20 protein-coding genes are annotated in these 20,578 nt (G+C 72.3%); 11 read left to right on the top strand and 9 right to left on the bottom strand.

Annotated elements, in window-relative coordinates:
* Positions 1–56 precede the first annotated feature (56 nt).
* From P3T35_RS32550 to P3T35_RS32525, 6 genes are all read left to right on the top strand, one after another.
* Positions 57–749 carry a WYL domain-containing protein gene (locus P3T35_RS32550; protein ID WP_280708831.1) on the top strand — a complete coding sequence of 231 codons (693 nt, stop codon included), beginning with the start codon at positions 57–59 and terminating at the stop codon, positions 747–749.
* A 223-nt stretch (positions 750–972) separates the two neighbouring features.
* Entirely contained in the window at positions 973–1,755 is a 783-nt protein-coding gene (locus P3T35_RS32545) for a GNAT family N-acetyltransferase (RefSeq protein ID WP_101383218.1), read from the top strand.
* A gap of 79 nt (positions 1,756–1,834) precedes the next feature.
* Positions 1,835–2,059, top strand: coding sequence for a translation initiation factor IF-1 (infA, locus tag P3T35_RS32540; RefSeq protein WP_101383217.1), 225 nt, complete (start codon positions 1,835–1,837; stop codon positions 2,057–2,059).
* A gap of 195 nt (positions 2,060–2,254) precedes the next feature.
* Entirely contained in the window at positions 2,255–2,665 is a 411-nt protein-coding gene (locus P3T35_RS32535) for a hypothetical protein (protein ID WP_101383216.1), read from the top strand.
* Positions 2,662–4,488: a GMC family oxidoreductase gene (locus tag P3T35_RS32530; RefSeq protein WP_101385408.1), complete on the top strand. Its 1,827-nt coding sequence runs from the start codon at positions 2,662–2,664 to the stop codon at positions 4,486–4,488. Before P3T35_RS32535 ends, P3T35_RS32530 begins: the two co-directional genes overlap by 4 nt.
* Positions 4,485–5,351: a hypothetical protein gene (locus tag P3T35_RS32525; RefSeq protein WP_180356694.1), complete on the top strand. Its 867-nt coding sequence runs from the start codon at positions 4,485–4,487 to the stop codon at positions 5,349–5,351. The genes P3T35_RS32530 and P3T35_RS32525 overlap by 4 nt, the downstream gene beginning before the upstream one ends.
* A 25-nt stretch (positions 5,352–5,376) precedes the next feature.
* On the opposite strand, the gene P3T35_RS32520 is transcribed toward P3T35_RS32525, so the two are convergent.
* Both P3T35_RS32520 and P3T35_RS32515 read right to left on the bottom strand, forming a co-directional pair.
* Positions 5,377–6,600, bottom strand: a complete 1,224-nt coding sequence (locus tag P3T35_RS32520; protein ID WP_101383215.1) for a beta-ketoacyl-[acyl-carrier-protein] synthase family protein — start codon at positions 6,598–6,600, stop codon at positions 5,377–5,379.
* A 92-nt stretch (positions 6,601–6,692) separates the two neighbouring features.
* Positions 6,693–7,271 (bottom strand): TetR family transcriptional regulator, encoded by a 579-nt coding sequence (locus tag P3T35_RS32515; protein WP_101385406.1) that lies wholly within the window; start codon positions 7,269–7,271, stop codon positions 6,693–6,695.
* A gap of 201 nt (positions 7,272–7,472) precedes the next feature.
* On the opposite strand from P3T35_RS32515, the gene P3T35_RS32510 reads away from it, so the two are divergent.
* Entirely contained in the window at positions 7,473–8,648 is a 1,176-nt protein-coding gene (locus tag P3T35_RS32510) for a CapA family protein (RefSeq protein ID WP_280708833.1), read from the top strand.
* A 182-nt stretch (positions 8,649–8,830) separates the two neighbouring features.
* Here P3T35_RS32510 and dacB read toward each other — a convergent pair whose 3' ends face one another.
* From dacB to P3T35_RS32495, 3 genes are all read right to left on the bottom strand, one after another.
* The gene (gene dacB / locus P3T35_RS32505) at positions 8,831–10,486 is read right to left on the bottom strand and encodes a D-alanyl-D-alanine carboxypeptidase/D-alanyl-D-alanine-endopeptidase (protein WP_180356693.1); all 1,656 of its coding nucleotides are present in this window, start codon (positions 10,484–10,486) and stop codon (positions 8,831–8,833) included.
* A 117-nt stretch (positions 10,487–10,603) separates the two neighbouring features.
* Positions 10,604–12,013, bottom strand: coding sequence for an FAD/NAD(P)-binding protein (locus P3T35_RS32500; protein WP_101383212.1), 1,410 nt, complete (start codon positions 12,011–12,013; stop codon positions 10,604–10,606).
* Positions 12,014–12,244: 231 nt separating this feature from the next.
* Complete coding sequence (locus P3T35_RS32495; protein ID WP_101383211.1) at positions 12,245–12,916, bottom strand: TetR/AcrR family transcriptional regulator; 672 nt, start codon at positions 12,914–12,916, stop codon at positions 12,245–12,247.
* A 730-nt stretch (positions 12,917–13,646) separates the two neighbouring features.
* Between P3T35_RS32495 and P3T35_RS32490 the strand changes: the two genes are divergently transcribed.
* The gene (locus tag P3T35_RS32490) at positions 13,647–14,123 is read left to right on the top strand and encodes a DUF5994 family protein (protein ID WP_143676969.1); all 477 of its coding nucleotides are present in this window, start codon (positions 13,647–13,649) and stop codon (positions 14,121–14,123) included.
* A gap of 31 nt (positions 14,124–14,154) precedes the next feature.
* On the opposite strand, the gene P3T35_RS32485 is transcribed toward P3T35_RS32490, so the two are convergent.
* Complete coding sequence (locus P3T35_RS32485) at positions 14,155–14,451, bottom strand: hypothetical protein (protein WP_101383209.1); 297 nt, start codon at positions 14,449–14,451, stop codon at positions 14,155–14,157.
* Between the two features lie 200 nt (positions 14,452–14,651).
* Between P3T35_RS32485 and P3T35_RS32480 the strand changes: the two genes are divergently transcribed.
* The 3 genes from P3T35_RS32480 to P3T35_RS32470 all read left to right on the top strand — a co-directional run bounded on the left by P3T35_RS32480 (position 14,652) and on the right by P3T35_RS32470 (position 17,532).
* The gene (locus tag P3T35_RS32480) at positions 14,652–15,008 is read left to right on the top strand and encodes a PRC-barrel domain-containing protein (RefSeq protein ID WP_101383208.1); all 357 of its coding nucleotides are present in this window, start codon (positions 14,652–14,654) and stop codon (positions 15,006–15,008) included.
* A gap of 31 nt (positions 15,009–15,039) precedes the next feature.
* Positions 15,040–15,207 carry a DUF2207 domain-containing protein gene (locus P3T35_RS32475; RefSeq protein ID WP_143676968.1) on the top strand — a complete coding sequence of 56 codons (168 nt, stop codon included), beginning with the start codon at positions 15,040–15,042 and terminating at the stop codon, positions 15,205–15,207.
* Positions 15,208–15,663: 456 nt separating this feature from the next.
* A complete protein-coding gene (locus P3T35_RS32470; RefSeq protein WP_280708832.1) occupies positions 15,664–17,532 on the top strand; it encodes an APC family permease in 1,869 nt (622 codons plus the stop codon).
* Between the two features lie 25 nt (positions 17,533–17,557).
* On the opposite strand, the gene P3T35_RS32465 is transcribed toward P3T35_RS32470, so the two are convergent.
* From P3T35_RS32465 to P3T35_RS32455, 3 genes are all read right to left on the bottom strand, one after another.
* Positions 17,558–18,418: a MurR/RpiR family transcriptional regulator gene (locus P3T35_RS32465; RefSeq protein WP_101383206.1), complete on the bottom strand. Its 861-nt coding sequence runs from the start codon at positions 18,416–18,418 to the stop codon at positions 17,558–17,560.
* A gap of 185 nt (positions 18,419–18,603) precedes the next feature.
* Positions 18,604–19,821 carry a M20/M25/M40 family metallo-hydrolase gene (locus tag P3T35_RS32460; protein ID WP_101383205.1) on the bottom strand — a complete coding sequence of 406 codons (1,218 nt, stop codon included), beginning with the start codon at positions 19,819–19,821 and terminating at the stop codon, positions 18,604–18,606.
* Entirely contained in the window at positions 19,818–20,570 is a 753-nt protein-coding gene (locus P3T35_RS32455) for an amino acid ABC transporter ATP-binding protein (protein ID WP_101383204.1), read from the bottom strand. The genes P3T35_RS32460 and P3T35_RS32455 overlap by 4 nt, the downstream gene beginning before the upstream one ends.
* Positions 20,571–20,578: the final 8 nt, after the last annotated feature.

Here is a 20,578-nt window from a genome sequence, read left to right as displayed (position 1 = left end):
GGCGCGGGTGTGCCGTCCGCCCCCCCCCCCACCCCCGCCGGGCGCGCCTCCCCCCTGTGGCTGGGGGGGGCGGCCGCCCCCCGCGCGGGGGGGGGGGGGGCGGGCCCCCCCCCCCCCGCTTCGAGGTCGGCACGCGCACGGTGCAACGCGACCTCCAGGCGCTGATGGAGGCCGGTGTCCCGGTGCGCGCCACGCCCGGGCGAGGCGGGGGCTGGTCGATCGACCCGGCGATGACCCTCCCCCCGATCCGCTTCACCCCAGATGAAGCCTCGGCGCTGGTCGCCGCGCTCGCCATGGCCGACACCTCGGCTCCGTACGCAGGAGCGGCCCGCACGGCATCTCAGAAGATCGCGGCCTCGATGACCGGTCCCGCCTCGCAGGCGGCCCAGGAGCTTGCGGCACGGATCGTCGCGCTGCCGGCTCGGACCGCTGAGTCGGTCCGAGCCGCGGTGGAGCAGGCCCTCACCGACGGCACGGTGCTGCGCCTGTCCTACGCCGACGCGGCAGGCCGGGAGAGCGACCGCATGGTGGAACCGGCCGGACTGCTCACCGCCGACGGCAAGTGGTACCTCATCGCCTGGTGCCGCACCCGGCGGGCCGGCCGGGGCTTCCGGCTGGACCGCATCACGGCGGCGACCCCGACCGGCGAGCAGGCGCAGGCCCATGACCTGACCGGCCTGCTGCTCGGCTCGGCCGCCGCCGGCGCGGTGCGGCCCGCCGCGCTGGCTTCCCTCACCGCGCCCTCTTGAGTACCCGAATACCTCACCGCGCCCTCTTGAGTACCCGAATAATTGAGTTGGCCGGGAAGCCGACGGTTGCTAACGTACTGAGCACCGTGGCAGGACGCTAGGAGGTGAGACCCGTGAACGCTGTATCGAGGCGGGTGCTCCCTCCTTTCTTCACGGTGTGCGACTGACCTAGGTGTCGTCGGGAGCGCCTCTGCAACCAGGCACTCCTGAGAGGACGACAGCCATGAACTCTGTGATGATCACCCGGGTCGGCGAGACCCAGTGGCAGGCCGTGACCGGCAATCTGATCGTCGGCCACGGCGATGTCTCGCAGCGGCCCGACGGGCGGCTCTTCGTCAGCATCGACGTGTGGCAGGACGAAGTCTTCGACCAGTTCGCCGCCGCGATGCTGGCGGACCTGACGAACCCCCTCCACACCCTGGTCGGCGAGACCGATCTTGACCTCAAGTCCCGCTGGGAGCAGGCCGGTTTCACCGCCGGACGCCGCGAGTGGGAGTACGTCCTGCCGACCGGCCCGAGCGAAACCGTGGTCGACGCGGTGCGGTCGGCGGCGGGTGTGACCTCGCCGGCGGGTGTGACGGTCCTGCCCGCCGGAGAGGCGGACGAAAGCCTGCTGCGTGCCCTGGACCGCGCGATTCGCGAGGAGGTCGAGGCCACCGTCGGCTGGCAGACCATGCCGGCCGAGGTGCTGCCCCGCCCGGCCGGGGCGACGGTGCTGGATCCGTCGAAGTACACGGTGGCGGTGCGGAACGGCCGGTACGTGGGGCTGGTCCGCGTGGTGCCGGTCCGCCGCCGCGCGCGGATCGGCCTGATCGCGGTGCGGGCCGACCAGCACCGCCAGGGCGTCGGGCGGGCGCTGCTGGCCCACGCGCTGGGCTCGCTGCACCGCGCCGGGATCGACTCGGCCTGGGCCGAGGTGGACGAGTCCAACACCGCCGCGATCGCGCTGTTCGAGGGCCTCGGCGCCCGTCGGACCGGCAGCACCATTGAGCTGGTGCGTCGCTGACGCCACGCCGGCTCATCGATCCGACATCAGCTCACCCACCACTCACCCGATAGCTCAGCGATTCGAGAGACGAGAGACTTTGCCAAGAACATCGAAGGGCCTGGAAGTCGAGGGCAGCGTGGTCGAGTGCCTGCGCAACGCCACTTTCAAGGTGGAGCTCCAGAACGGGCACCAGGTGCTCGCGCACATCAGCGGGAAGATCCGCAAGAACTACATCAAGATCCTGCCGTTCGACCGGGTGCTCGTGGAGCTCAGCCCGTATGACCTGACCCGCGGCCGGATCCTGTACCGCTACCGGACCTGACCAGCGGCAAGCGTGCGCCCGGCCGCCCGGGCGCACGCTTCCCCGGTCGGCAGGCACCAAGTTGATCTCCTACCAGGTCGACTGGCCCGAGGCCCTGCCGAGCCGACCCCGGCGTTGGTGCATGAAACGGGCGAACCGAGGAATGATCACCCAGGCGAGTCTGCCGTGGGCATGACGATCACTTGGGAGCGCGGAATGACGACGGTGGCGGAGTTCCTGGCCCTGTCCTCCACTCTGACCGGCTTCAGCCCGGCGGAGCTGCGCGGGACGGGCATGGTCGGCGCCTACCAGGCGCTGGTGGTCCAGCAGGCGGGCGCGGAGCCCCTCGACCGGCTCACGGCCACCGTGGCCAGAGGCGGCATCGGCCCCTCGGCGTTCGGTGACGGGCCGGAACGGGAACTGGCCCAGGCGATAGCCCAGTTGTGGTACCTCGGCACCTGGCCGGGGCTCGGCGGCAGCACGGCCCCGGAGCAGGACGCGGCGTTCGTGGTCTCCGCGCGCGCCTACGCCGAGGGCCTGGTCTGGCGGACGTTCGGCGGGCACGCCCCGAGCACCGCCGCACCGGGGCACGGCAGTTGGTCGCACCCGCCGGCGGACCCGGCGTGACCGCGCCCGGGGGCCGCCGCTGGGACGTGATCGTGGTCGGCGCCGGTTTCGCCGGCAGCCTGGTCGCCAAGGTGCTCGGCGACCGCGGCTGGCGCGTCCTGGTGCTGGAGGCCGGAGCGGGCGCAACGGACGCCGGACCCGACCGCGCCCTGGAGGCGTACCGGACGGCGTTGGTCAAGTCGCCGAACTCGCCCTACCCGACGAGCCCTTCCGCCCCCTCACCGGACGTCCCCGACCTCACCGGCCGCCCGGACGGCGGATACCGGGCGCACGGGTACCTGGTACAGCGCGGCCCGCGGCCGTACGCCAGCGGCTATCTGCGGGCCAACGGCGGTACGGGGCTTGCCTGGACGGGCCTGGCACCGCGCATGCACCCCGAGGACTTCCGGGCGGGCGACTTCGGGCACGGGCGCAACTGGCCGATCGGATACCAGGATCTGGAACCGTACTACCGGGCGGCCGAGCACGAACTCGGAGTTGCCGCCGACGCCGACGAGCAGCGCGAGGCCGTCGGCCTGCCGTTCCCGGACGGCTACCGGTTCCCGATGCGGGCGATCCCGCGCAGCCATCTCGACCACGTCATGGCCGAGGCGCTGGACGGCCGGTCCGTGCGCGACCACGAGGCGCGGGTGCGGCTCCGGGTCACCACAACGCCTCATGCCCGCAATGGTGTTCCCGATCCCGGACACGACGGCGGCGCCGGCTACCGACCCGACGGCGGCCGGTGCGTCGGGCACGCCAGTTGCGTGCCCATCTGCCCGTCGGGCGCGAAGTACACCCCGCTGCGGACCCAGGCCCGCTGGGCACCATCCGTCACCTTGGTCACCGACGCGGTCGTGACCCGGGTCCGGATCGGCGCCAACGGCCGTGCCGGCGGCGTCGATTACCTGACCCGCGACGGCCGCGCGCACACCGCCGAAGCCGAGCTGGTGGTGCTGGCCGCGCACGCCGTCGAGAACGCCAAGCTCCTGCTGCTCTCCGACGCGGCGAACCGCAGCGACCAGGTAGGCCGCAACCTCATGGACCATCCCGTACTGCTCACCTGGGGCCTGATGAAGGATCAGATCGGGCCGTACCGGGGGCCGGGGTCGACCTCCGGGCTGGAGGGCTTCCGCTTCGGCCCCGCCCGGGCCCAGCGGGCGCCGTTCCGCATCGAAATCGGCAACTGGGGCTGGACTTGGGCGCTCGGCCCGCCCGATCTGCGAGTCGCCGAACTGCTGCGCACCGGCGGCCCGGACGGCCGCGGCCTGTTCGGCGCCGAGCTGCGCCGCACGCTCGGCGACCGGGTGGGACGGGAGTTCGCGTTCCAGTTCGAGATGGAGCAGGACGCCGACCCCGCCAACCGGGTCACCCTCGACCCCCGCCATCGCGACCGGCTCGGCCTGCCCCGCCCGGTCGTCCACTACGACCTGTCCGACTGGGTCAAGCGCGGGATCGCCGCCGCCAAGGGCGTCTCGGACCAGCTGATGGCGCTGCTCGGTGCCGAGGACCGCACCCGCTTCGAGCCGGGTCCCGCCTGGCCCGGCTACTTCGAGCACGAGGGCCGGCCGTACGCCTACCGGGCCGCCGGCCACGGCGCCGGCACCCACATCATGGGCGACTCCCCCGCCACCTCCGTCGTCGACCAGTGGCAGCACTGCTGGGACCACCCGAACCTCTATGCGGTCGGCTGCGGTTCGATGCCCACGGTCGCCACCTCCAACCCCTCGCTCACCATGGCGGCCCTCGCCCTGCGCAGCGCCGACCGCATGCACCAGGACCTGCTCGCCCGCCACCGGCCGATCCGCCTCAAGCGCGCCTTCGAAGGAGCCGACCTCCCGTGACCCCGGACCAGCGCCCGTCCCTGCCGCCCGTCCCCGCGCCGTACCAACTGCCCTTCCACTACGGCGCCTTGCACAACATCGGGGTCGACTACCTGGTCGACCCCGAACCGGCCGCCGAGCTACTCGCCGAACGCCACCCCGGCCTGGTGGCCGCCGAGTTCGACGGGCGGGCCTGCGTGTCGCTCAACTACCAGCTGTACTTCGCGCAGTACCCGAACGGCGGCGGGATCACCCAGGAGGTGGAGGTCAACATCATCGCCCACCCCGCCGCCGAGGCCCACCGCCTGCCCGCCCTCGACTACCACCAGTACGCGCGGGGCGTCGACCAGACCAAGCTGCTCGGCATCGCCCGCATCCATGTGCTGTGCGACAACCCGCTGGCCATTGACGCCGGCCGCCGCCTCTACGCCGAGCCCAAGTACCCCGGCTGGTTCGAGGCCACCATGCCCTCCCTCAACGGGCCTGCCGAGCAGCAGAGTTGGTCCATCGCCTGCAAGGGAGCCCGGTTCACACCCGACGGCACGGGCATCGAACGCGACGACCGCACCCTGTTCAGCCTGCACGCCGACCTGGCCGGTCTCGCCGCCGAACCGGTCAACAACACGCCGATCACCGGCTACGGCACCGACCCCGAGGCCGGTCTGCTCGCCGGTCCGATGAACGTCTACCACCCCTACCGGTACCACGGCCTCGACGCCGCCAGCGCGGCCCGGGTCCGCCTCGACGTCACCGACCCGGTCGGCGAGGTCGGCCGGCACCTGGGCCAACTCGTCGGCGCCGCCCCGGCGTCCGGTGTCTGGACCTACCAGTCCGCCCCGGTCGCCGCCCACAACCGGCCGTACTACCTGCCCGGCAAGGCCTGAGGAACTCCCCCAGCAGGCACCGCCGTCACACCCGCCCGAAGACCAGCGAGACGTTGTGGCCGCCGAACCCGAACGAGTTCGCGAGCGCGGCGTCCCAGCAACCGGTCCGTGCGGTGCCGGCGACGACGTCCAACTCGACGGCGTGGTCCGGGTTCTCCAGGTTGCGCGTGGGCGGCGCCGAGCCGTCCCGGAGCGCCAGGATGGCAGCGGCCGCGCCGAGTGCCCCGGAGGCACCCAGCAGGTGCCCGGTCATGGACTTCGTCGCGGTGACCACCGGGTGCCTGCCGACGGCGGTGGCGATGGCGTCGGCCTCCGCCAGGTCGCCCTGCGGGGTCGAGGTGGCGTGCGCGTGCACCAGGCCGATGTCCGCGCCGTCCAGCCCCGCGTCTCGGAGCGACTGCCGCATCGCCCGGATCTGACCGGGCACGTCGGAGGCGCTGATGTGCGCGGCGCTGGAGGTGATCCCGGCGCCGAGCACCGCGCCGTGGGCCCGCGCGCCACGGGCCCGGGCGTGATCGGCCCGTTCCAGCACCAGGATCGCGCCGCCCTCGCCCAGCACGAAGCCGTCACGCCTGGCGTCGAACGGCCGGGAGGCGTGCTCGGGGTCGTCGTTCGCGGTGGACAGCGCCATCATCTGCGCGAACGCGGCCAGCGGCAGCGGCTGGACGCTCGCCTCGACCCCGCCGGCGACGACCGCATCGGCCCGGCCGGCCCGGATCAGGTCGAGGCCCAGGGCGATGGCCTCCGCGCCCGAGGCGCAGGCGCTCACCGGAGTGTGGGCGCCTGCCAGCGCGTTGAGGTCCATGCTGACCTGGGCGGCCGGCCCGTTGGCCATCAGCATCGGCACCGTGTGCGGCGACACCTTGCGCGGGCCGGCCGTCTCCAGGATGCGGTTCTGGCCCAGCAGCGAGGCGATACCGCCGATTCCGGTGCCGATGACCACGGCGAGCCGCTCCGGATCGACCTCCGGCGCGCCGGCGTCCGCCCAGGCGGCGCGGGCAGTCACCAGCGCGATCTGCTCGCTGCGATCGAGGCGGCGGGCCTCGGTGCGGCTCAGCGCGGCGGCCGGGTCGGCGGTCAGCCGGGCGGCGATGCGCACCGGCAGCGGCTCGGCCCAGCTCAGGTCGTCCAGCGAGGCGATGCCGTTCGCCCCCGCCCGCATCGCCGACCAGGTGCCGGCCAGGTCCGCTCCCAGCGGGGTCATGGCGCCGAGGCCGGTTGCCCACACGTCCATCGCGTTGGTTCGCATGGGGGCGCACGCTAGCCAACCAACCAGTTGGTTGGCAAGCTGCCCGCAGCTCACCCCATGCCTTCGTTCCCGCAGGCCGGCGGCCCGAGAAGTCAGCGGCCGCCGGCAGCCGACAGCGCGTCAGCCATCCGCACCACATGCGCCCGCATGTCTGCCGGCCGCTCCTGGGCATCCCCGGCGAACAGCCTGGCCATCTGCGGAACGGCGAGCGGCCAGATCGCCAGGCCGATGACGGAGAGCAGCGTGGCGGCGGTCCGTTCGTCCGCCTTCCCATCAGTCGCCTCGGCCAGCGCGGACACCATCTCGGCGTAGCCGGCCGTGCGCGGCGCCTCGTCCGGCAGCGCCCGGCTGCCGTAGTGCAGCGCCTCCCACAGCATCAGCCGGGTCAGCTCGGGATTGTCCCGGTGGAAGTCGAAGATCCGCCCCGCGTACTCCCCCAGATCAGCGCCGGGCAGACCGACCCGCACCGCGTGATCGCCGAACGCCTCCGCGACCACCGCGGCGAACAGCTTCTCCTTGCTGCCGAAGATCCCATAGATGCGTTCCTTGTTGACGCCCGCACTCGACGCGATGCGATCCACGCGGGCCCCGCCCATGCCGTGCTCGGCGAACTCGGTCCGAGCCGCCGCCAACAGGCGGGCCCGGGTGCGCTCCGCGTCTCTGCTCGTCATGGGGGTGATGCTACTTCCCCGTTTCATCGGCACGACCGGGCCGCTCCCGCCGACGGTCTGCCCACCGATCGGGCCATTCGCGCGGGTGCGTTCGACGTCCGCCGGGAGACCATTTGCATAGTCGAAGTCCTGGTCATACATCCCGACATTCCGGCTTCCTGACTATGAGGTGACTCCACGATGCGCCTGCCGGCCCTGACGATGGCTGCCGTGTTGCTCACGACCATCGCGGGCTGCGGCGGCGACCCGACGGCGTCGCATCGCGGCCCGAGCGGCCCGAGCGGACGAAGCGGACGGAGCCCTTCAGCAGCCGCGTCCCCGGCCGACCCGCGGCCTTTCACGCTGCTCGCCTCGGGCGACGTCCTCCCGCACACCGAGATCATCCAGCAGGCCGCGGATGACGCCGGAGGCAACGGGTACGACTTCTCCAAGATGCTCGCGGGCGTCAAACCCGTGGTGAGCGGCGCCGATCTGGCCATCTGCCACATGGAGACGGTCTACGGCGCCGACGGCGGCCCGTTCACCGGCTGGCCGACCTTCAAATCGCCCCCGCAGGTCGCCCGAGCCCTCAAGGATGCCGGCTACGCCGCCTGTGACACCGCCTCGAACCACACGCTCGACGACGGCTCCGCCGGCATCCGGCGAACCCTCGACGCCATGGACGCGGTGGGCCTCAGACACACCGGCTCGGCGCGCAACGCGGACGAGGCCGGCAAGCCCGCCCTGCTGCACGTGCACGGTGCCACCGTGGCCCACCTCGCCTACACCTACGGCACCAACGACATCCCCCTGCCGTCGGGGCAGCCCTGGGCGGTCAACCTCATCGACCGGGACCGGATCCTGGCCGACGCCAAGGCCGCCCGCACCGCCGGCGCGGACATCGTGGTGGTCAGCATCCACTGGGGCACCGAATGGCAGGACGAGCCGAACGACCAGCAGCTCACCCTCACACGCGAGTTGACCGCCGGCCAGCAGGAGGGCGCACCCGTCATCGACCTGATCCTGGGCACCCACGCCCACATCCCCCAGGCGTACGAGAAGGTCAACGGCACCTGGACCGTCTACGGGATGGGGGACCAGATCGCCGGGCACATGTTCAACTACACGGGCGCCGAGGACCCGCGCGGCAACTGGAGTTCGATCGCCCGGTTCACCTTCTCCCCTCCGGCCCAGCCGGGCCGGCGCTGGACGGTCACCAAGGCCGAGTTCATCCCGCAACTGATGGACCTCGGGCCGCCCTACCGGGTCCTCGACCTTGCCGACGCGGTCCGCCGGAACCCCGACCGCGGCGACTACGCACAGGCCCTGGACCACATCCGCTCGGTGGTCCTCAGCCGCGGCGCGGCAGCGGCCGGGCTCACCATGGCGCCCTCCTAGCAAGGCAGCCGCCTCCGCCCAGGGGTTCGGCGTTTCCTTTCCGCACCCGACCCTTGACTCTCCGTGAAGTGCTGGACTGACCGACCCGAGCAGCTGCCCCTCAGACCCGCCCGGCTGCCCTCAGACCCGCCCGGCTGCCCTCAGACCTGCCCGGTTGCCCCTCAGATCCGAGCGGCTGCCCCTCAGACCCGGCAGGCACCCGAGCCGGTCACGCCCTGGTCGACACGGCCGCAGGCGTTCTCCCAGTCGTGCGCGGGTACGGGAGCAGCCGGGGCCGCCTGGCGCGGGGCTGCGGAGGCGTCGGACGCCAGCCGGACCACGAACGCGTCGATCACCGGGCGCGGGCTGTCCCCGGCGAAGTTGTTCACCAGCAGGCTGAACGCGAGGGTCTGCCCGTTCGCCCGCTCCAGGTAGCCGGCCAGTGCGTCCACACCGGTCATCGAGCCGGTCTTGGCGTGCACCCGGCCCTCGGCGGGGGTGCCGCGGAACCGGTCGGTCAGGGTGCCGCCGACCATCCGGCGGGGGTCGCCGGCCACCGGCAGCGCGTCGTACCAAGTGGTGAACCAGGGCTGCCGCCGGGCGAAGCGGAAGAGTGCGACGAGTCGCTGACCGGTCATCAGGTTCTGCCGCGACAGTCCGGAGCCGTCCACCTGGCGGGCCGGCGTCACCTCGAGTCCGTTGCGGTGCAGGTAGCCGCGCAGTTGGTCCAGCCCGGCCGCCCAGCTGCCGGAACCGGCCTTCACCGCGCCGATCTCCTTCACCAGGTGCTCGGCGATCCCGTTGTTGCTGAGCTTGAGGAAGGGCACCAGCAGCTCGCCGAGCGGCGCCGAGTCGTGCGCGGCCAGCACGGCGGCGCCCGCCGGGGCGCGCTGCTCGCGCAGTGCGCCGCGCACCGCGACGCCGTGCCGGGCCAGCGCGGCGGCGAAGACGGTGCCGGCCAGCCGCGCCGGGTCGTCGACCGCCACCCATTCGTCGGTCGGGCCCGCGTCGGCCGGCAGGCTGCCGGAGAGCACCAGGTCGTTGCCGCCGGGACGCCGATCCACCTGCACGGTGTCCGGGCTGCCCACCGCGCCGGTGGCGGCCTGCCCGCTGATCCGGACGGGCGCCTGCTCGGGCGTGAGCCGGACGGCCGCCGGTCCGCCCGCCGCGGTGTCCGGTGTCAGGGTGAGGCGCACGGTGCCCACGTCGTCGTCGCTGTCGGTGGTGAGGGTGAGGGCGGAGATCTGCGGGCTGTAGTAGGCGGCCTGGTCGTCCCAGGCCCAGGCCGCGCCGAGTGGCACATCGTCATAGCGCGAGGCGTCGGCCAGCACGCCGCCGGCCACCTCGGTCACGCCGCCGGCGGCGACCCGCGCGGCCAGCGCGTCGAGGTCGGCCGGCTGCAGGCTCGGGTCACCGCCACCGCGCAGCACCAGGTCGCCGTCGAGGCGGCCGCCGCTGCGGGAGCCGGCCGTGAGGACCTGCGTGGTGAAGCGGTGGTCCTGGCCGAGCAGGTCGAGCGCGGCGGCCGCGGTGACGGTCTTCTGGGTGGAGGCGGGCAGCATCAGCGCGTCCGCGTCGTGCTGGTAGACCACCGTGCCGGTTGCGGCATCGCTGACCAGCACGGACACTTCGGCCCCGGCGAGGCGGGGATCGGCGAGCAGGCGGTCCAGGTCGCCGGCGAGCGGGGCGGGAGTGCCGGGCGCCGAGCCGGTGAGCAGCAGCGCGACGAGGACGGTGGCCAGCGGGGCGGCGAGCCGACGGACCGGGATGCTCCACACGGTGTCTCCGGGAGGTGGACGGGCCTGGGCCTCCACCTTCACCCGCGCGCCGCCCACCGGCGGGGCGACGCGCCCGTCCACGAACTGCTGGTCGGCAGACCAGGGCCGAGCCGGCCGCTCTCGGCCCCCCGGCCCCCGGCCCCCCGGCCCCCCGGCCCCGGAGCAGGATCCGGCCGCCATGGCCGTGGCGAAGGGTTCCTAGCGCACCAGGACCCCGGCTGCGTTCGCCTGCTGCAGCAGCTGGTCCAGCTTCAGCCTCTGGGCTTGGAAGATGGGCAGGAGCGCGGCCCGCTGCTCGGGTGAGAGCTCGGGGATCCGCCGGCCCAGGAGCCTGCAGGTGCTGAGCCATTGGACGAGTGCGGGGTCGGCGGTCCACCGCACGATCCGCTCCTGGATGTCGCCGAAGAACTGTATCCAGTCCAGGGCGGAGTCGGGGTGCTGCGAGGGTGCGCACAGCGCGTTCTTGGTGTCGTCGTCGGCGTAACCCGCCTCGATGTGGGCGGTGAGTGCGGCGCTGAACACCTGCTGGCAGGGAACCACCGCCTGCAGCGTGATGCGCGCTTGATCGAACACCGGCACCGTCGGCCGTCGTTCCAGGCCGTCGGCGGTGCAGTCGATGTAGAGGGTTCCGGCCTGCGCGGGAACGGTGGCCTGGTCGAGTTCGATCGCGTTCTCGTCGATGCGCTTGACCCTGCCGTGGCGGACGATGTCGCCGATGCGGCGCAGCTGCTCGAGTTCGGCGCGGGCGACCGTCGCGCAGCGGTAGGCGGTCGGCTCGATGTCGGGCGACAGCCGCAGCAGCAGGCCGGCGTCCTCAAGCCGCGCCAACAACTCCCGGGCGCTGTCGGCGCCGGCCACCGCCTCGCGACGGGCCGCCTCCGTTTCGAGGATGGAGGCGTTCCCGGGCTGGGTGTGGGCGCGGTCGAGCAGCCAGGAGTCGCGGGGCATGATCCAGGTGATGTCGGCCGGATCGGTGCCGCGGCCGAGCAGCCACAGGCAGGCGTCGATGCCGGTCTTTCCCGCCCCGACGACGGTGTAGTGGGACGGCTGGTCCTGCAGCGCGGGCAGCTGGTTGGGGGTGATCAGGCGGACGCCGGGGGCGACCTCGTACTTGGGCGGCGCCATGGCGGGCACCGTGACGTTCATGTAGGTGGCGTCCACGGTCCGGCGCTTGACGGTCACCTCGAAGGCGGCCCCGCTGACGATGGAGTGGAAGCGCTGGACGTCGGGCCGCAGCGGATCCGGCCCGTCGTAGCACGACTTGGGGAAGTAGGAGACCCGGCCGGTCGGCAGGAGCGTCTTGCGCATCACCTGGTCGAAGTAGGCCAGGATCTCGTTGGCCGTGGCCAGCTCGTGCAGGCCGGCGTTCCAGCCGTCCTGGTCCACCGTGTTGCTGCCCAGGTCACGGGAGTTGACGCCGTAGAAGGCCGACGGCTGGTGCAGGCGCACGAAGGGGTAGGCGACGGTCCAGTGACCGCCGGGCTGGTCGTAGCGGTCGACGATGGCCACCGTCGCGTCGGTCTCGGCGATGAGGGTGTCGGCGAAGGCCATGCCCATGGCCCCGGCTCCGACGATCAGGTAGTCGACCTCGAGAGCTGTCGGATTCAACGTATGCCGTCCTTCCGTGGTTGCTTTTTCGAAGGTGGGGAACCGGCCGTACGCGGCGCGGCCTGCGGCTGCTGGTGGCACACGGCAGCGAAAAGGCAGGCCGGCAGGGGCCGTTGACCGCATGCGGTGGCTCACCACACCGCTGCGATCAGGGCCGCGCGCAGATTCCGGGCACTACAGGGAGCGAGACGCCGGGCCCGGTGAGGAGCGCCTCAGGATCGGCGAAAACGCTCAGGAACCGGAGGGATTCAAGCCGGCGACCTGCTCCTCCTCGGCGGTCGTGAGGGCGACCACCGGCATCTGAGTCAGCCCGGGGCGGACCCGCAGGCCGTCCAGGACGATCGTCAGGCAGCGCCGCCACACCTCGGCCGAGACCGGCTGGGTGTGCTGGATCGCGGAGCTCACCATGTAGAAGACCAGGGGCAGGTCGGTCGTCGCCACGTCCGGACGCAGCAGGCCGGCGTCCTGGGCTCGGCGCACCACGGCGTCGGTCGCGGGCATGAACTTGCGGCGGGCCTGCGCCACCAGGGGACGGCCCCCGACCTCGGAGAACACCACTTCTCGCAGTCCGCGATCGGCTGCCATCAGCTCCAGCACCATGGTCAGCAGACTGACGAACCCGTCCCACGGGTCCTCATTCGTCAGAGCCTGCTCGGCGGCGACCACCAGGGCATCGACGCGCTCTTCGAACAGCTCGTTGATCAGCGCCTGCTTGTTGCCGAAGAGCCGGTAGGACGTCGCCACTCCGACACCGGCATGGCGAGCGATGTCATCAAGGTTGACCCCCAACCCCCGCTCGGCGAACACCTCCCGAGCCGCGGCGAGCGTGCGCTGCCGGTTGGCCTCGGCATCGCGTCTCAGGCGCCGTGCGCCACGGGACGCGGATGAATCCGTTCCGTCCATGAACCCACAGTAGCACTATCTGGAGTTGCCAACTCCAGTACGTGCCACGGCGACATGACGGACCCTCCGCCGGGAGCAACCGGCCCGAGCAACGCGCCTGCCGGGCGCCGAGAGCAACACCAGTCACCCCACCCCGCCACGGCAGCCTCCGCCGCCCGCAGCGCCCGCCTCACCGTCGCCCGACGGCTACGGTGGCCCGTCTTCCGCTGAGCCGTGACACTCAACCCGCCCACAAAAAGCCCGTCCCCGCATCGCTGCGGGGACGGGCTTCCGGCCTGCGTAAGCAACACCGACCGGAACAACAGGATCTGAATCCGCGCCCCCGGCCCCCCGGCCCCCGTCACTCTATGATCTGCCCGCCGAAAGGGAGGACGGTTTTGCGATCACGAGTCGCAGAGCCAGAGATCCTGCCTCACTGATCCGCATATTTCGCCTCCTCGCGATCGCCCTACCGGTAACTTCTCCCGGCACTTTCCAGAATACTCCGCACTGCGAGAATTCAAGCCTCCCCCCTGCACATAAATTTCTTTATAAATTCCCATGTGCAATGTTTGACCAGAAAAGTCATCCGAGAAATACCTTGGGCCGTACTCCACGGCGTCAAGACCCATGTGGTCGAGTGGCGTGGCCGGAGTACGGTGAAAGAACTCACCGTCAACGGCCTGCGGGTTCTTCGGTGCCCGGCGCCGCTACCAGGCCGTCCACAACGAGCCCAGGGCTGGTGTTCGACATGACCGCGACCTCCGATCCCACCGCTTCCCAGCCTTCGGGGCCAGAGCCCCCGGTCCGGCTCTCACTGACACCCGAGGGCGCCACCCCGGGTCGGCTTGACGGTGCCTGGTGGCCCCGCTCGCACGACCTGCTGCGTGAACTCCCGCCACTGGCGGCAGCACTGGACCCCAAATGGGGCAAGATCACCCGGGTCACCGTGAATCCGAGGCACTGGCCGGTCATCCCCCGGCGGGTTCCGGTCACAGGCCACGTCATCCACGTCGGGTGGTTCGAACAGGAACAGGACGCGGACGAGGTGGTGGTGTGCTCCTTCATCCCGCTGCGTCTGGAGCTCCTGGTGATTCCCCCCGAGGCCGAGGCCTCAGCCGCCGAGCGGCTGATGACAGCGGCGTCCGACCCGGCCAACACCCGCACCGGCACCGATCTCCTGACAGCCGCGGGTGTGCCGACCGCCGACCTACGGGCCGACGGATGACAACGATCAGCAGCGGACGACACCATGCCGTTCACCGACGGCCCCGGCCCTGACCTCCCGCCCGCGGCTGGTCCGGCTGTTCGCGTGACCACTCGGTCTCGGCCTGGGGCTCGCCGACCGAGTGCCGCCCCTCCCAGACCCGGACCCTGATCGCCCGCGGGCCGGGAGCGGGTCCGGAGAGCGTACGGACGAACCCGTCCCGCAGGTGGTTCGCCGCCTGCCGGGGCGGCCCGTCGTATTCCAGGGGATTCGGCATGGGAGCGCCGTCCTGCTGGGACCAGCGGCCGTCGTCGTCCTGCGTCTCGAGAATCCACCGGTAGTACCGCATCCTGGCCTCCCGCGACGACGGGCCGTGTCAGAACACGACCGTAGGGGCCCGACGGGCCGCCGGCGACCGGAGGACTTCCACCAGCACCGAAAGTGCGGGCCGACGGTCGTACCGAGTCCCCTGCCGGACACACCGGGCAGGTGGCGGCGGGACGCGCCGAGGGGAGAATGGGAGATGCCCACAAACATCGGAGGTCGCTGATGTTCGAAGCGGGTGACATCCGGGAATGGCGCGGCCACGACGTGGTGGATGCCGACCGCCACAAGATCGGCACGCTGGAGTCCGTCTACGTCGACACCGCGACGGATCAGCCGGCGTTCGCCACCGTCACCGTCGGGCTGCCCACACGCCGCCGCCTGGTCTTCGTCCCCCTCGCCGACGCGCGGGTCGGCCCGGGCCGTCTACAGGTCGCCTGGCCCAAGAGCCAGGTCAAGAAGGCGCCGGCGATCGGCACCGACGGCGTGCTGCCGGCCGAGGACGAGGCTGCGATCTTCGCCCACTACGAACTGGACTACGCACCGGGCGCGGGCGGTGAACGCCGCCTGGCACGCCGGTAGGACCCCCACCAGGCCCGAAGGAGAGTCGGAGATGGCGCTCGTACTGTTCCTGATCATCCTCGCGATCGTGCTCGGCATCGTCGGCGTGGTGACCCACGGCCTGCTCTACCTGCTGTTCATCGGCATCGCCGTGCTGATCATCGCCATGGTCATCTCCGCCGTCCGGTTCCGGCACAGCGGCCGCTCCCCCAACCGCTGAGACCCGCCGGGACCCCGACAATCCGCAGTGCCTTGCCCCCGACTGGGGATGCCATGCGTAACACTGTGTGCTGTGTCACGTACAGATCGGGACGATGGCGGTGCGCAGCAGGGCGGCGCGCCGAGCCCCGACGCCCCGCTGCCGGCGCTCGACGCGGAGCAGCTCGGGGTGTTGCGCCGGGTGGGGCGCGAGTGGGGTCAGGTGGCCGGGGATCCGCAGGCGTGGCGCCGTGCGCTGCCCGTGGATCCGGATCTCGGTCGCTATCCGGCCGCTTCCGAGATCCGCCCGGTGCGCTTCGGTCGCTTCGTGCCGGTGGCCACGGTCGGTGAGCAGCCGTCGGCGGTCGAGACGGCCGGTGAGGACACCCGGACGTCCCGGCTCGGGAGGGTCGGTTCCGGGGTGCGGCGCGTACTGCTCGGGGCTCCGCTGCGGAGCACCGCGATCGCGCACGAGCGGATGCGCAAGTTGGTGGCACTGCCGGTGCTCTCCGCCGACGCGCTGTCCTCGGTCGCGTACGGGCCCGAGGCGATGCTGGCCGTCCTCGTCCTCGCCGGCACCGCCGGCCTGCGCTACTCGGTGCCGATCGCCGCGACGATCACGTTCCTGATGCTCGCGGTCGGGGTGTCCTACCGTCAGACGATCCGGGCCTATCCGCACGGCGGCGGCTCGTACATCGTCGCCACCGCCAACCTCGGCCGCCTTGCCGGGCTGGCGGCCGCCGCCGGTCTGATGACCGACTACATCCTCACGGTCGCGGTCTCGATCGCCTCCGGCATGGCGGCGGTCACCTCGGCGATCCCCTCGCTCCACGGCGACATCGTGCCGATCGGCCTCGCCGTGATCGCCGTGCTGCTCGCCGGGAACCTGCGCGGCGTGCGCCAGGCGGGCGCGCTGTTCGCCGCACCGACGTACGCCTTCATCATCGCGGTCCTCGTACTGGTCGCCGTCGGGCTGTACGACGCGGGCGGCCGCGGGTTCCACCCGACCGCGACACCGCGGCTGACCGCGACCGAGGGTGTCAGCGTGCTCCTGGTCCTGCGCGCCTTCGCCTCCGGCTCGACGGCGATGACCGGTATCGAGGCGATCTCCAACGCGGTCCCGGTCTTCCAACCGACCGAATGGCGCAACGCCCGCACCACCCTGACCTGGATGGTCGGCCTGCTCATCGTGCTCTTCGCCGGCACGGTCGCGCTGGTCCACTTCGACGGCATCGTCCCCAACGCGCAGGAGACGGTCCTGTCGCAGCTGGCTCACCGCGCCTTCGGCTCGGGTGTCGGCTACGTCTTCACCCAGGCCGCCACGGCCGCGATCCTGCTCCTGGCGGCCAATACCGCCTACAACGACTTCCCCCGTGTCCTCTACCTGCTGGCCCGCGACCACCAGGCACCGCGGATCTTCCTACGACTGGGCGACCGTCTGGCCTTCAGCAACGGCATCGTCCTGCTCTCGGTCGCCGCGGCCGCGATCTACGCGGCGTTCGGCGGCAAGACCGCGCCTCTCATCCCGCTCTACGCCGTCGGCGTCTTCCTCGCCTTCACCCTGTCGCAGTCCGGCATGGTCGTTCACTGGTGGCGCCTGCGCGACCGCCACTGGCGCAAGAGTCTGACCTTCAACGCCGTCGGCGCGCTGCTCTCGGCGATCGTGCTCATCACCGCGGCGATCACCAAGTTCACCCAGGGCGCCTGGTTCGCCGCACTCACCGTGGGACTGTTCATCCTGGTGGCGACCAGGATCCGGCACCACTACGACCTGGTTGCCGAGGCACTCACCCTGCACCCCCACGCCGTTGAGATCCCCAGTCGCACCATCGCACCGCCACGCTCACGGGAGGGCGCGAAACCAGCCGGCGCACCGGTGCCGGGCCCGGCCCCCCAGGCGCCGTCCGAGACGGGGGCGGACACGGAGGGCGAGGAGACTCCCGAGGAGATCCACCCCCTGCTGATCGTGCCGATCGCCGCGCTGGACCTGGCCGGCATGCGCGCACTCGCCTATGCCGCCTCGCTCCGACAGCCCGTCCTCGCCCTGCACATCAGCCCCAGCGCGGACGAGGCCGAGCGCTTCCGCGCGTACTGGAACCTGTGGGGCGACCACCTGCCACTCAAGATCGTCCTCTCCCCCTACCGCGCGATCGTCGCTCCCCTGGTCAACTACATCGAGTCCCTCCACCGCCAGCGCCCGGACCTCACCCTGACCGTCATCCTCCCGGAGATCGTCGTACGGCACTGGCGCCACCGACTCCTGCACAACCGCCTCGCACCCCGCCTGCGCAGAGCGCTGCGGCCTCTGCCGAAGATCGTCGTCACCACCGTTCCGTTCCACGTGTAGCACGACCGGGGAAGCGGCCACCGGGTCAGCGGTCGTACAGCCCTGCGCGGTCGGCGGCCTCCTCGGCGGCCTGCAGATGGCGCCGGCCGTCCTCGCCGAGCGCCGAGAGCACCCCCGCGATGAGCGTCTCGACGACCGCCAGGGTCGGCACGTAACTGTCGTACGGCGACGGCGCGATGACCTGGCTCGCCAGCACCACCTCGGCGTACTGCGCCACCGGCGACAGCCAGGCGTCGGTGAACAGCACCACGCGGGCGCCGCGCTCCTGCGCCAGCTGGGCCACCGTCAGTTTGTCGGCCTCGTAGCGCCGGTAGTCGAACACCACCAGCACGTCGCGGCGGCCGAGCGTGGCCAGGACGGCGGTGCGCTCCACGTCGCGGCCGGGCACCAGGCGCACGTCGTCGCGCAGCTGCATCAGGTGCAGGCCCAGGTACTCGGCGAGCAGGTGGGTGAACCGGCCGCCGAGCAAGGTGATCCGGCGCTTCGGATCGGCCAGCACCTGGACGGCGCGCTCCAGGTCGTGGGGCGGCAGTTCGGCGAGCGTGCGGGTGACGGCGGTGCCGAGGACCCGGTCCGGCGTGAGGTCCTGCGCCTCGGGCTCGCGGCCGTATCCGGGGGTGGTGTACAGCGACAGCGGTGATGCGTTGCGCTCGTCGAGCTCGCCGCGCAGGGCGGCCTGGAAGTCGGGAAAGCCGCGGTAGCCAAGGCGGTTGACGAAGCGGACGACGGTGGGCGCGCTGACGCCCGCGCGTTCGGCGAGCACCGCCACGGTCTCGAACCCGGCGGACGGATAGGCGGCCAGCAGCACCCGGGCCACCTTGCGCTCGGCAGGACTGAGCTCCCCCAGCTTCTGCCGGATCTCCTCAGCCAGCGTGCTGCGGGCCATCGTCCTGCCTGCCTTTCCTACCGTCGGCACCGTGCCGGTACCGTCCCGTCGGCACCGCCTGTGTCCGGCGAGCCTACTGCGCGGTCGCCGGCTCGCCGGCCGCGCGGCGATCCGCAGCCCGCGAGGTGGGCTCCTGCACCGGCCACGGCGCTGTACAACCGGTGCAGGAGGTCTGTGGCCCCGGGTCAGCCCGTCCGTTCGTCGCCGAGCCGGGCGATCAGGGCGGCCAGCAGGGCGACCCGCGCCGGCACGGTCGTGACGTCGAGCCACTCCTGCGGGGTGTGGTCGGCCCCGCCGACCGGGCCGAGCCCGTCCAGCACCGGCACCCCGGCACCCGCGATGAGGTTGGCGTCACCGACACCGCCGGTCGCCGCCGCGCCGAACACCAGGCCCAGCTGCTCCCCGGCCGCCAGGGCGTGCGCGAGGATGCGGCGGGCGGCGGGACCGTCCTCCATCGGCGGGCAGACCTCCAGCAGCTCGACCCGCACGGACGTCCCCGGGACCCGGGTCTGCGCCGCGGCCTGTTCGAGCGCGGAGCGACCGCGCTCCAGGCCCGCGCCGGTGGCGGACCGCACCTCGACGCGCAGCTCCGCCTCCGGGCAGACGATGTTGGCGCGATGGCCGCCACGGATGACGCCGACGTTGACCGTCACGTCGCCCAGCCGGCCGTTCAGCGCCTGGAGGGCGACGACCAACCGGGCCGCCGCCAGGGCGGCGTTGGCCCCGCGCTCCGGCTCCACCCCGGCGTGCGCGGCGCGGCCGCTGACCGTGAGCACGTAGTCCGCCACCCCTTTGCGGGCGACGACGAGGTCCCCGTTCTCGCGGGCGCACTCCAGCGCCAGCGCGTAGTGCATGCCACGCGCCGTGCGTTCGGTGACGGAACGGCTCGCCGGTGAGCCGATCTCCTCGTCCGGGGTGGCGAGGAACACCACCTCGGCGTACCCGTCCAGCCCGGCGGCGTCCAGGACTTCCAAGGCGGTGAGCCCGGCCAGCAGCCCGCCCTTGTCGTCGCTGGCACCGGGGCCGTGGGCCAGCGCGCCGTCGATCCGCAGCGGCCGCTCGGCGGCGGTGCCGTCCTCGAAGACGGTGTCCAGGTGTGCTGCCAGCAGGATCCGCCGGCCGCCGTCGGCCACCGGCAGGCTCCCGGTCCTGCGGGCCACCAGGACGTCACCGGACCGGTGCCCGTGGGCCGGTGGTACGGCGATCCGCTCGGTCGTGAAGCCGAGGGCGGTCAGCCGGGCCGCCGTCCAGTCGGCCACCCGGTTGACGCCGTCGGGACTGTAGGAGCCGGAGTCGATCGCCACCAGCTCGGCCAGTCCGTCCAGGTAGGCGCCCAGCCGCTGCTCGGCCAGGGCCAGCAGCACGGGGGTGTCGCGGCACTGCTGCCGCGCGGGCGCGCTCACAGGACCTTCGACAAGAAGGCGCGGGTGCGCTCCTGCCGAGGATCGGTCAGGACCTGGCGGGGGTCGCCGGACTCGACGACCACGCCCTCGTCCATGAAGACGGCGGTGTCGGCGACCTCGCGGGCGAACCCGATCTCGTGGGTGACCACCACCATCGTCATGCCGTCGGCCGCGAGTCGGCGCATGACGTCCAGGACGTCCCCGACGAGTTCGGGGTCGAGGGCCGAGGTCGGCTCGTCGAAGAGCATCAGCTTGGGCTTCATCGCCAGGGCCCGGGCGATGGCGACCCGCTGCTGCTGGCCGCCGGAGAGCTGGGCCGGGTAGTGGCCGGCCCGGTCGGCCAGGCCGACCTGCTCCAGCAGTCGCCCGGCCTCGCCGCGCGCCTGGGTCCGGGCGGTGCCGGCGACCCGGACCGGGGCCTCCATCACGTTCTCCAGCGCCGTCAGGTGCGGGAACAGGTTGAACCGCTGGAACACCATGCCGATGTCACGGCGGCGCTGGGCGACCTCGCGCTCCCTGAGCTCGTGCAGCCGGTCGCCGTGCTGCCGGTAGCCCACCAGCTCGCCGTCGACGGTGAGCCGCCCGGCGTCGACCTTCTCCAGGTGGTTGATGCACCGCAGGAAGGTGGACTTCCCGGAGCCGGAGGGCCCGAGCAGGCAGCAGACCTGCCCGCGTTCGACGGTGAGGTCGATGCCCTTGAGGACTTGGAGCTTTCCGAAGTGTTTGCGCACACCCTCGGCGCGCACCATGGGAGTTG

The organism is Kitasatospora sp. GP30 (assembly GCF_029892145.1).
Classification (GTDB): domain Bacteria; phylum Actinomycetota; class Actinomycetes; order Streptomycetales; family Streptomycetaceae; genus Kitasatospora; species Kitasatospora acidiphila.
The sequence above is the reverse complement of the archived record's forward strand: the minus strand, read 5'-3'. Positions and strand labels throughout refer to the sequence as shown.

Coding starts and splice junctions, on each gene's coding strand:
- P3T35_RS32545 (WP_101383218.1), top strand. CDS start 973: ATGAACTCTGTGATGATCACCCGGGTCGGCGAGACCCAGTGGCAGGCC.
- P3T35_RS32535 (WP_101383216.1), top strand. CDS start 2,255: ATGACGACGGTGGCGGAGTTCCTGGCCCTGTCCTCCACTCTGACCGGC.
- P3T35_RS32520 (WP_101383215.1), bottom strand. CDS start 6,600: ATGCGAACCAACGCGATGGACGTGTGGGCAACCGGCCTCGGCGCCATG.
- P3T35_RS32515 (WP_101385406.1), bottom strand. CDS start 7,271: ATGACGAGCAGAGACGCGGAGCGCACCCGGGCCCGCCTGTTGGCGGCG.
- P3T35_RS32510 (WP_280708833.1), top strand. CDS start 7,473: ATGGCTGCCGTGTTGCTCACGACCATCGCGGGCTGCGGCGGCGACCCG.
- P3T35_RS32495 (WP_101383211.1), bottom strand. CDS start 12,916: ATGGACGGAACGGATTCATCCGCGTCCCGTGGCGCACGGCGCCTGAGA.
- P3T35_RS32490 (WP_143676969.1), top strand. CDS start 13,647: ATGACCGCGACCTCCGATCCCACCGCTTCCCAGCCTTCGGGGCCAGAG.
- P3T35_RS32485 (WP_101383209.1), bottom strand. CDS start 14,451: ATGCGGTACTACCGGTGGATTCTCGAGACGCAGGACGACGACGGCCGC.
- P3T35_RS32480 (WP_101383208.1), top strand. CDS start 14,652: ATGTTCGAAGCGGGTGACATCCGGGAATGGCGCGGCCACGACGTGGTG.
- P3T35_RS32475 (WP_143676968.1), top strand. CDS start 15,040: ATGGCGCTCGTACTGTTCCTGATCATCCTCGCGATCGTGCTCGGCATC.
- P3T35_RS32470 (WP_280708832.1), top strand. CDS start 15,664: ATGCGCAAGTTGGTGGCACTGCCGGTGCTCTCCGCCGACGCGCTGTCC.
- P3T35_RS32465 (WP_101383206.1), bottom strand. CDS start 18,418: ATGGCCCGCAGCACGCTGGCTGAGGAGATCCGGCAGAAGCTGGGGGAG.
- P3T35_RS32455 (WP_101383204.1), bottom strand. CDS start 20,570: ATGGTGCGCGCCGAGGGTGTGCGCAAACACTTCGGAAAGCTCCAAGTC.